Consider the following 9,289-nt stretch of genomic DNA (forward strand, 5'->3'; position numbering starts at 1 on the left):
GATAAACGGATGAAATAAAAGGGGGAGAATAGATGATAAAAAAGGCGCTGTTTCTTCTGGTCCTGATGGCTGCCTTCTTTTTTGGCGCAGGCATTCACACCAGCCTTGCAGCCGAAAACAAGCTCATCCTGATCAACAAGACAAATAACCAGCTTGCGTATTATAATAGCGGAAAACTGGTCAAAACTTTTGCTGTGGGTACGGGCAGGAAGCCATCTTATACACCGGAGGGCAGGTTCAAAATCGTAAATAAAATTATAAACCGGCCTTACTACACAGGGCATATTCCGGGAGGAGACCCCAGGAATCCACTGGGAAACCGGTGGCTCGGCCTCAATGCCAGGGGAACCTGGGGAACCACTTATGCCATTCACGGAAACAATAATCCTGCGTCCATCGGGGGATATGTAAGCGGAGGGTGCATCCGCATGTACGACAATGAAGTAGAATGGCTTTACAGCCAGGTAAGCGTAGGTACGCCAGTCATCATTGCTGCTACCTCAAAAAGCTTCAACAGCCTGGCCGCCTCCTATGGCTATAAAGTCAGCGGGACTGCCCCATCCTCCCCGTCCGTTCCAGCGTCACTCCTAAAAAAGGGAAGCAAGAGCAGTGCAGTAACGGCGCTGCAGAAGAAGCTGACTTCCCTCGGGTATAACACTTACGGAACAGACGGGATTTTCGGTTCCAAAACCGAATCAGCCTTAAAAAAATACCAAAAGGCAAACGGCTTAAAAGCCGACGGAATTGCCGGTCCATTGACTCTTAAGAAGCTGGGACTATAAACAGGGCCAGGCAGACTCTTCTGCCTGGCTTTTCTGTTCAGCTGTCTGTGTGGTTCAGACGCTCCATAATCCTTCTCTTCCGATAGAAATGCGTTCCTGTTTCCGCCAGGTCCTTGACCATGGAACGATTAGTAAATGCCCCGAATACAAGGCCGGCTACCGGCACTATCTGAAACAGCTTTTTCCAGCCGAACTGGTCCCTGAACGTATAGACCACTTCACGCCATCCCTGAAGCTGGGATATCATTTCACCAGAACCATTTCTCCCTTGGTAATAAGCGGACAATTCGTTCAGAATGGCCTCCTTCCCCACAATGTCAGCCGACGAAAACTGCAGGCACTTTACAATAAAGATCCTCTCGCTCTCCTCATTCGGATCATATCCGTATATAAGGGCAATTTCCTGAAGCGTCTTTAACGATATGGCCAGGATGGCGGGAATATCCAGGCTGAGGGTAAATATACCTCCTATCCCTGTACTCGCCCCCTGAATCGAAGCCATCTTTTTCCTGCTTGAAATAAGAGAATCCGCCGCTTTCTCCATGGCATGCAGCGGAATGCCCCGCACATCCTGAAGGTCTCGGACCCGCTCCCCTGTTTCCTCTTGTATCTTTTCGAAAATGGCTTCCTCCTTAACGAGGTAGCTCCCTCCTGTATGGATATAGCGGCCAATCTCATCCAGCAGGCTCCCGATTTTAGTATGTATACCAGCAGGTGTCAGCTTATCAAGGATCTTAAATGGAAGGCGGCCCAGTCTGTCCCAAATCCACTGTCCACTCTGCTCCTTCTCCCATTTCTCAATCACGGCAAGCTCCTGAAGCAGTTCTTCTCTTGATTCCACAACATCACTCCTCTCTTTCATTATGTCTATTCTACAGAAAGCTTACATTTATTTCCTCTCAAGCCTGTCGGGAGTGTGAAATGAAGTGTTTAATACTGCTCTGGTTAAAATAATTGCCTCTTTGCTGGGAAAGAGATCCATCTATTAAATGAAGACACTCTTTGCTGGCGGAAGGGAGCTTTGTCTTTATAGCTTTGATGAAGACCCTTTTGGCTGGGGTGGGGATTGGTTTTGGTTTTCATAAACTCGATGAAGACTCTTTATCTGGTTCAGCGGGCGGCCTTCTCTGAGCCATTTCGTTGAAGGGGCAGACTTCTTTCTGGTCTTGAGGGGACCTCTCTGAACCATTTTTCTGAGGCGCAGCCTTCTTTTTGGTCTTGAGGGGACCTCTCTGAACCATTCCTCCGAGGGGACGACTTCTTTTTGTCCTTGAGCAGCCCTCTCTGAACCATTTTTTCTGGGGAGCAGTCTTCTTTTTGGTCTTGAGCAGCCTCACTGAACCAGTCTTGATGACTCCTCTCTAGACCGTCGACCTGCAAAAATGCGTTTCATTATTTCTTGAGCGGCACCCCTCAAATAAAAATCGGGACTGGTTTTATCCTTATTCAACCATAGCCCTCTATTTTTACAAGGGCAAGCCTAGCCCCGCTCCTTCAAATCATGTTCCCTGTAATAACTCCACCAGTCCGGCTTCCGGCCATCTATATCAACAAGATCATACTCCTTTGCAAGTTCCCAGGAGCTGAGGACCGTTCCTATACTGAAGAAGAAGCTGTAGAATTCCTGCTGGGACTTGGCAGCAAGATAAAGGTTATATCTCCTGACCATCTAATAAATAAACTCATGGAGGCAGCAGACCAGGCGATTACTTTTTACAAGAAAATTAGAAAAAAGCAATAGGGTTTGTCATTTGCCGCGGTAAAGTACGATTTGAGGAGATAAAGGAAATTCCCTTCTTCAGCAGCAACCTAGAAGTGCAGGGTTAACCTGGAATGAACAAAAAAAGCTGATCCAACAGGTTTAGCCCTGTTAAATCAGCCTTTAATTAAAACGCAAGAAGTGCAACCTTTTCTTTTTCTTTTAGGTCTTGAATCATCTGAAGCCAGGCTTCCGGTTTATTGGGAAGAACCGAATAGTAGGTTTCCAGGAACTGTACAATCAGAGCTGCTTCCACTTCGTTTAGATGTGATTCTGCCGGCATAAAGCAAAGATCGAGTCCTGGAACGGCTTCGCCATCATTGTTCCAGGAAGGATGCACATATGGGATGTCCAGTCTTTTATAACCAAGATGGCTCAGGACTTCTCTTCGCACATAGGGATCCATCGGTTTGATCCCGCCGAATTCATAGCTTTCTACGCGGTAGGGATCATAAATTTCAGCAAACATGCCAAGAAGCTCCTGGCTGCCGGCGGAAGCCAGGGCATGTAAATGTTCTTGTCTCTGATTGGCCAGGAATGGACCGACACCGAGTCCTTCCTTGCCAATAATAGTGAAATCAGTCATGGCTATATTCATTTCCTGATAATAGCGGTATTCCGTAGCACCGACGACTTCCCCATTATTTACAGCAGCGTACACCTGGATTCCAGGATCCTTTAAAGGTTCCTCCCAGAGACTGAATTCCAAAACTTCCTCTGGAGGAAAAATTTTCTTCATCAGATTATGCATCTCATCAAACAGCGGATCTTCAATTCCATTTATTTTCCGATATTCCACAAAACATTTCTCCTTATCCTTCAAGTTTTCACTCTTCAAAACAGGCAGCAGCTTAAGAAGTATGAAAGAACGGATTTCTCCATTCCATCAACGCGGCACAATTACAGGATTCTTCATCCTCGAGGTAATTTAATACAGCCTTGACAGGTGTCCTCCCGCAGCGGAGGAGGAAGGTCAAAACAGGATCCTTCAGCTTTCCTGAAACGACCGCCTGGAGGTACTCTTCAGGCGTCATTTTGTCCGAAACCTTGTGATAGCCGGGCATACGTCCGCCTCCGAGAAGCCTCTCCAGATTATGATGTATGACCACATCGTACATGGAAAACATAAGCCATTTGCCAAGGCCCAGTTTTCTGAACCTTGGCCTGACACTGATGTCGACCACATATAGAGTGTTTCCTTTTGGGTTATGATTCCCGATATATCCTCTGTCTGTGATTTCGTCCCATGAATGATCTCCATCGGTATGGTGGTAATCCACCATTAAACTGGTCATGGAGCCGGCCATCTCTCCGCCCACTTCGATACAGAGTGCACCATCGGGAAACAAATTCACATGATTCTGGAGCTGGTTATGATTCCAAAGCAGCTCGTCCGGAAAAGGGGGCGGAAAGCATTCGCGGTTCATTTCTGCCAAACTCGTAAAATCCGTTTCCTTATAACTCCGTATCACTGCAGGAAGCGGTATATCGCCGTTATAAATGTAAAATTCCTTGCGGTACATACGATTCACCTACACAAGTACCTCATCTTTTACTTCCCAATCTGTATATAAATCCGTTCTCCTGTCGCGCCAGGTGGTTACCGATCCGCTTTCCCTTACTTTGTAGAGAAGCTCCAGGTTTAAGTCAGCTGTTACAATCATATCCTGGTTGATTTCACCGGATGCTGCTACTCCTCCTGGAGGAAAGGGAATGTCATTTGGTGTCAGGATGGCGGCCTGGCCATAATTTGCCCTCATGAAATCAACGGTAGGAAGTGAACCGACCGTGCCTGTAGTGACCACATAGACCTGGTTTTCGATGGTCCGGGCATGGGAAGAGTAGCGGACACGGTGAAAACCATGGCGGTCGTCTGTGCAGGATGGGCAGAAAATGACATCTGCTCCTTTAGCTTTCGCCATCCTCACGATTTCCGGAAATTCAATGTCATAGCAGGTCAGCATGGCGATGGTGCCTTTTTCGGTCTCAAAAACCTCCAGACCCTCACCGGGAGACATATTCCATTCCTTTACCTCAGTCGGAGTCATATGGAGCTTTGCCTGTTCGGCGACTCTCCCATCCGGGTAAAACAGATGAGCTGTATTATATAAACGGTCTCCTTTTCTAATAACATGCGTACCGCCGATAATATGGATGCTGTTTTGTATAGCGAGCCTGATAAACAGGGAGCGATATTGTTCCGTAAAGGCCGGAAGATCCTCTATGGACAGCGCGCTGCCGAATTCATCTCCAATGGACATCAGCTGGGTGGTGAAAAATTCGGGGAATAAAACAAATTCAGCATCATATTCCTTGGCTGTTTTTACATAGTGTTCAGCCTGTGCTGCGAATTCGTCAAATGAATGAATGGTTTGAAGATTATATTGAACTGCGGATACTCTCATCTGCATGAAAAACACCTTCCTTCTTGATCTGCTGTTTTTTAAACAATAACGATATTATTCGATAAATCCAGGAACTTGGCAAGTACCCACTTTCTGGGAACATAGTGTAAAAAAGTATACCATGATATATATGTTATTTTTACCATAAAAAAAGAGGCAGAAGGATTTCCTTCTGCCCCGACCCCATACTTCTATTAATGGCTTCCTTTTGAAGGATTCGTGATGACGAATTCTTCCTGTGGAACGTAAAAGAACTGAATCCATACTCCATCCAGGAAGTCCTCCCTTTTATCGAGAAGAATGTCGATATCTTTGTCTGTTTTTACAATTTCATCATGCTCGGTAGGTGTTCCGAATGTCAAAGCATAATGGGCATGATCTCCATGCTTTTCTGTCACAATGATACGGATCATCTGGCCTTCCGCTTCTTTTTCGCTCAGCATCTGCTTAATCACCTTGGCAGCATTTCGATTTATCTTACATTTCATTTTGGTCACCCCGTTTAATTTTTCAAGAATGATAACGGAGTTTATTATGCCATTAAAACAGGAAAAAATAAAAAAAATTGCCTGCGCAAGAAAAAAGAGCCGTTCTGCCCGAACAGCTCCCTTCCTCTATTAATATACCATCTCTTCATCATGATAATATTTAAACTCCAGGAGATTATTGGCCGGGTCGATCAAAAAGAAGGTTTTGTGTTCCTCCCTCCTCCCGCCGAAACGGGTGGCCGGCTCCTGAAAGAATGGGAGTTCATGCTTGATGGCATGGGATAATGCCTGCTCATATTCTTCCTTCTCAATAAAGGTAATTCCATAATGCCTCGGATACATTTTAGGAGATGGATCTATCTGTTCCGGACTTAAGTGGCAGACAACCTGGTCTCCAAAAAAGTCAAAAGTCACTCTGTCATCATAGCGCCGAGCCAGCCTGCAGCCCAATTTTTCATAAAAATCTACTGTTTCATCTAAATCCCTGCATGGGATGGCCAGGTGAAAAACTTTATTCGTATCCCTCATTTAATTCCCTCTCTTTCAAACGTATAAAAAGTATCCGAACGGAGCCCCAGACGAAGAGTTTCCAAAGAAATCGGATCGGCAAAAGGAATGTTTGCCAGATTAACGTCAGATCCTGCCCGCTGGATAAAACAGGTCTGCAGCTTCTTGTTTGGGGCTTCAAAGATGACATCTTTCAAGTTGATTCCGGAATTCAGAATATCTTCGATGATGTCATCCCTGATTTCCCCTTTGCTGCAGCAAATACCGCTGCTGCCCGTCTCCCTTGCTTCCGTTATCACCTTATAGGCGCCTGCTTCCAGGTCTTCCTGGATATACTCCACCCATTGGGCGGCGTCCTGTTCCATGGAAACCTGGGCATCCTTGCTGCCCACTTCGCTGAAGACAAAAAAATCCTTCGAGAACTCCCGGATAAATCGGGCTTTTTCCCGGTTCGAAATGGCTAATGTCCCATTGGAAATTTCAATGAAAGCAGCGTGATAACCATGACAAAGGTTTAGAAACTCATCCACTTTTTTCTGGCTTAAAAATTTCTCAAATAGCGTCCCTCCGAAGAAAAAGTGGACATCATGCTCTCGCAGTACAGCCATTTTTTCCTCAAGAAATGGCGTGACCAGGCAGGTTCCCCAGCCGAATTTAACATAATCAATATAATCTGCAGCACTTCTAATGCTGTCTCTAAATAATTCCAATGGCACTCCATTATCGATGAGTACCGTGATACCATGCCTTCGAGGCTTTGCTTGCCTTTTTGGCAGAGATAAGTTCATCATATTCACACTTCCAGCCTCTCAATTCTTGGGATAAGATTCGCTGCGTTAATTTTCATCACAAAACCGGAGGGATGTTCTCTGGCACAAACATGGATATCTTCCGGAATGAATTCCGGCCTGCTCTCATCAAAAAACTTTGCCGCAGCCTGAGAGTTGCGGATTCTTTCTGAGGTCTCTTCTGCCAGAGGATCATGCCCCTCCAGGAGACGCTTCATAAATTCAGCACAGGCCAGGTCATCGTCGCCAGTCGGATGGGAGGCAATCAAATGGATCTTATGGGAGCTGCCGGGTTTAAGTACCTTTTTTATATACCGGGCAGTTGTTCTTGCGTTTGAAAAACCTGTTACCAGCACCTCTTCAGCATCCAGAGAATGGAGCGCAGCTTTCACTCCGTTGGTCGTTTTTTGAACAAGAACTTTCCCGGCAATATCTGCATGGCAGATCCTATACGGAGAATTATCCAAATCAAAGTTTTCTATCGGCAGCCCCATAACTTCCCCTGCCAATAAAAGCTCCCGATCCTTTTCCTTCATTTGAAAAGCTTCTTCCACGCTGCCTGCCAGCAGGATACTGCCGGCTCCTTTGATAAAAGCAAAATGAGCGACCGTAAATGCCCTGATCACATCAATAACCACATTGACTGCGGCATGATCCAAAACATGGCTGCTGCCCTGGATAATTTGGATTTGAATAACGATCACCCCTTCAGTTAAAGAGCGAATGATAAAGCAAATTCTAATTTAATCTATTCGCCTATGGTCCTTTGGGTGTTTGGCCAAAATGATGGGAGTAAGTATCGATTTATAGAAATACCGATGGAGATTGGAGTGAGGGGATTATACTTATGGGAAGGAGTGGCCTTTAAAGGCGGAGAAATGCAAAAATACTCTCTATTCCGTAGAGAGTATTTTTATCGTTTTATTCAGGATGTTAGCTTAAACAAACCTCGCGGCAGGCATCGGCACATCTTCTGCAGGCCTCAGCACACCTTCTGCAATAATCTTCCTCATATTGCTCGCAGGCCCTTGCAGATGCATCACAGATATTCGCAGCAACACTGCACAAGACTCTGGAGTATGGACTCTCCCTGGTTATCAGCTGCCTGACCAGATTACAAACATCCGCACAATCCCTGACAAGACGGAGAGGCTCCCTTCTTACATCCTCGCTTCTCAGGCACTCTCTGTAGCAGTACTCACATGATTCGGCACAGGCATTACAGGCTTCTGCACATTCTCTTAAGTATGTCCGCAATCTTTCGTTCGTCCCCACTGTTGTGCTCATTGAAATCCCTCCAGGAAGTTACTTGGTACGTATCCAATATATGAGACCTGCCGGATGAATATTCAAAAAAACAGAGGGACAGCCGGCTTGTCAGCTGTCCCTGAGCATCTTTGAGATAGCGTTTATTTCTCCTATAATTTTAAATAAATGGTCCGTTTTGTGTACCTGGTTCTTCTGAGTAAGCTTTTCTAGTAAAAGCAGAACTTCCCCCATCAACGTTTCTTTTTTGATTCTCAAGGAGAAGATCTCGGGTTCTTCATGAACATGATAGTCAGGTGCCGCATCAAAGGATTGCACCTCTCTATCCCCTTCTCGGATCACATGCTTTTCTCCCTCTGCATTTCCCTCATACAGCAAAAAGTCGATGCAGTCCACAAGATTCACCGAAGGAGACTCCAGCCTTAAATAGGCGAGGATAAATTCAAATTTGTCTTTTGATTTTTTAAAGAAGGTAAATGGAAGAGAATCTTCCTCCACCATTAAGTCCGCTTTCACCCAGCTGGTTTTATCGTTCACGTAAAACTTATCACCCAATTCAGCCAATATTTTCAGCCATGTGATCATCATTTTCCTGGTGACATCGCCTCTTACATCCCGATAAACAATGATTGTGTCCAATAAAAAAAACCACCCTGCATACCCTAATGTTTTCTCATTTAAAGGTTTTATAGTGTGTTAATGGAGGAGAATATAGATTAAGAGTCAAGGTTCGTCCCGGTAATTCGTTTTTCATAGAATGAATATCCCCTGGCCAGCTATGGAAAAAATCTCCGCTTTTAATAATGTCTTGGGAGACTTGCTGCAGCAGCCCCTCCGAATCCCCGTACAGCACATTGGTAAGCTCTCCTTCAACTACCATCCCGCAGCCTATGGAATCACCGTGGTCATGGACAAACGTTTCCCTGTCCGCAGGAATATGAATGATAACCGCCTCAATGAATTCATTCTTATAAATGCAATTTCTGCCATAAGGCAGGTGCTCCGGTTCCTTTATATAGCTTTCAATATCCTCACATGTCACTTCAAGACTCTTTATACTTTCCTCAAGCTCCCGATTCCCCAGCCGCTCCGCCGCTGAATCGAAGGCAGATGCTAATTTAGCTTTAATGCACAATACGTATCACTCCTCATTTTGATTATGAAAGTGCACTAGTATCTTATTTTTGCCCATGGAAATGAGTGAGTTGTCTGCCTATAGACAATGGCAGGGTTTTTATGTTCCGCTCATCCCTTCTCAGGATTTGCTCATCCCACCCAGGGTTTTGCTCCGGTC

14 protein-coding genes are annotated in these 9,289 nt (G+C 45.4%); 2 read left to right on the forward strand and 12 right to left on the reverse strand.

Annotated elements, in window-relative coordinates; all coding sequences use genetic code 11:
- Nucleotides 1-32: 32 nt before the first annotated feature.
- Nucleotides 33-782, forward strand: coding sequence for a L,D-transpeptidase family protein (locus tag H539_RS28665; RefSeq protein ID WP_026694177.1), 750 nt, complete (start codon nucleotides 33-35; stop codon nucleotides 780-782).
- Between the two features lie 37 nt (nucleotides 783-819).
- Here H539_RS28665 and H539_RS0114870 read toward each other — a convergent pair whose 3' ends face one another.
- Together H539_RS0114870 and H539_RS0114880 are read right to left on the reverse strand one after the other, a co-directional pair.
- Complete coding sequence (locus H539_RS0114870) at nucleotides 820-1,623, reverse strand: EcsC family protein (protein WP_026694178.1); 804 nt, start codon at nucleotides 1,621-1,623, stop codon at nucleotides 820-822.
- A gap of 639 nt (nucleotides 1,624-2,262) precedes the next feature.
- On the reverse strand, nucleotides 2,263-2,451 hold the full coding sequence (locus H539_RS0114880; RefSeq protein ID WP_026694180.1) for a hypothetical protein: 189 nt from the start codon (nucleotides 2,449-2,451) through the stop codon (nucleotides 2,263-2,265).
- Between H539_RS0114880 and H539_RS33515 the strand changes: the two genes are divergently transcribed.
- Nucleotides 2,428-2,523: a hypothetical protein gene (locus tag H539_RS33515; RefSeq protein WP_483823617.1), complete on the forward strand. Its 96-nt coding sequence runs from the start codon at nucleotides 2,428-2,430 to the stop codon at nucleotides 2,521-2,523. The genes H539_RS0114880 and H539_RS33515 overlap by 24 nt on opposite strands.
- A 145-nt stretch (nucleotides 2,524-2,668) precedes the next feature.
- On the opposite strand, the gene H539_RS0114885 is transcribed toward H539_RS33515, so the two are convergent.
- From H539_RS0114885 to H539_RS28670, 10 genes are all read right to left on the reverse strand, one after another.
- Entirely contained in the window at nucleotides 2,669-3,340 is a 672-nt protein-coding gene (locus tag H539_RS0114885; protein ID WP_026694181.1) for a hypothetical protein, read from the reverse strand.
- 52 nt (nucleotides 3,341-3,392) lie between these two features.
- A complete protein-coding gene (locus tag H539_RS0114890; protein ID WP_026694182.1) occupies nucleotides 3,393-4,064 on the reverse strand; it encodes a GNAT family N-acetyltransferase in 672 nt (223 codons plus the stop codon).
- A 9-nt stretch (nucleotides 4,065-4,073) separates the two neighbouring features.
- Complete coding sequence (locus H539_RS0114895) at nucleotides 4,074-4,952, reverse strand: carbon-nitrogen hydrolase family protein (RefSeq protein WP_026694183.1); 879 nt, start codon at nucleotides 4,950-4,952, stop codon at nucleotides 4,074-4,076.
- A gap of 188 nt (nucleotides 4,953-5,140) precedes the next feature.
- Nucleotides 5,141-5,434, reverse strand: a complete 294-nt coding sequence (locus H539_RS0114900) for an iron-sulfur cluster assembly accessory protein (RefSeq protein WP_026694184.1) — start codon at nucleotides 5,432-5,434, stop codon at nucleotides 5,141-5,143.
- Between the two features lie 129 nt (nucleotides 5,435-5,563).
- Nucleotides 5,564-5,962 (reverse strand): VOC family protein, encoded by a 399-nt coding sequence (locus H539_RS0114910; RefSeq protein WP_026694185.1) that lies wholly within the window; start codon nucleotides 5,960-5,962, stop codon nucleotides 5,564-5,566.
- Complete coding sequence (locus H539_RS0114915; protein ID WP_026694186.1) at nucleotides 5,959-6,738, reverse strand: phosphosulfolactate synthase; 780 nt, start codon at nucleotides 6,736-6,738, stop codon at nucleotides 5,959-5,961. Before H539_RS0114915 ends, H539_RS0114910 begins: the two co-directional genes overlap by 4 nt.
- Nucleotides 6,735-7,424 carry a 2-phosphosulfolactate phosphatase gene (locus H539_RS0114920; protein WP_026694187.1) on the reverse strand — a complete coding sequence of 230 codons (690 nt, stop codon included), beginning with the start codon at nucleotides 7,422-7,424 and terminating at the stop codon, nucleotides 6,735-6,737. Before H539_RS0114920 ends, H539_RS0114915 begins: the two co-directional genes overlap by 4 nt.
- Before the next feature lie 238 nt (nucleotides 7,425-7,662).
- Nucleotides 7,663-8,016 carry a four-helix bundle copper-binding protein gene (locus H539_RS0114925; RefSeq protein ID WP_051348601.1) on the reverse strand — a complete coding sequence of 118 codons (354 nt, stop codon included), beginning with the start codon at nucleotides 8,014-8,016 and terminating at the stop codon, nucleotides 7,663-7,665.
- A gap of 90 nt (nucleotides 8,017-8,106) precedes the next feature.
- Complete coding sequence (locus H539_RS0114930) at nucleotides 8,107-8,634, reverse strand: hypothetical protein (RefSeq protein ID WP_026694189.1); 528 nt, start codon at nucleotides 8,632-8,634, stop codon at nucleotides 8,107-8,109.
- A gap of 34 nt (nucleotides 8,635-8,668) precedes the next feature.
- Entirely contained in the window at nucleotides 8,669-9,130 is a 462-nt protein-coding gene (locus H539_RS28670; RefSeq protein ID WP_051348602.1) for a cysteine dioxygenase, read from the reverse strand.
- Nucleotides 9,131-9,289 lie beyond the last annotated feature (159 nt).

This window comes from Peribacillus kribbensis DSM 17871, from assembly GCF_000430765.1.
GTDB lineage: Bacteria > Bacillota > Bacilli > Bacillales > DSM-1321 > Paraperibacillus > Paraperibacillus kribbensis.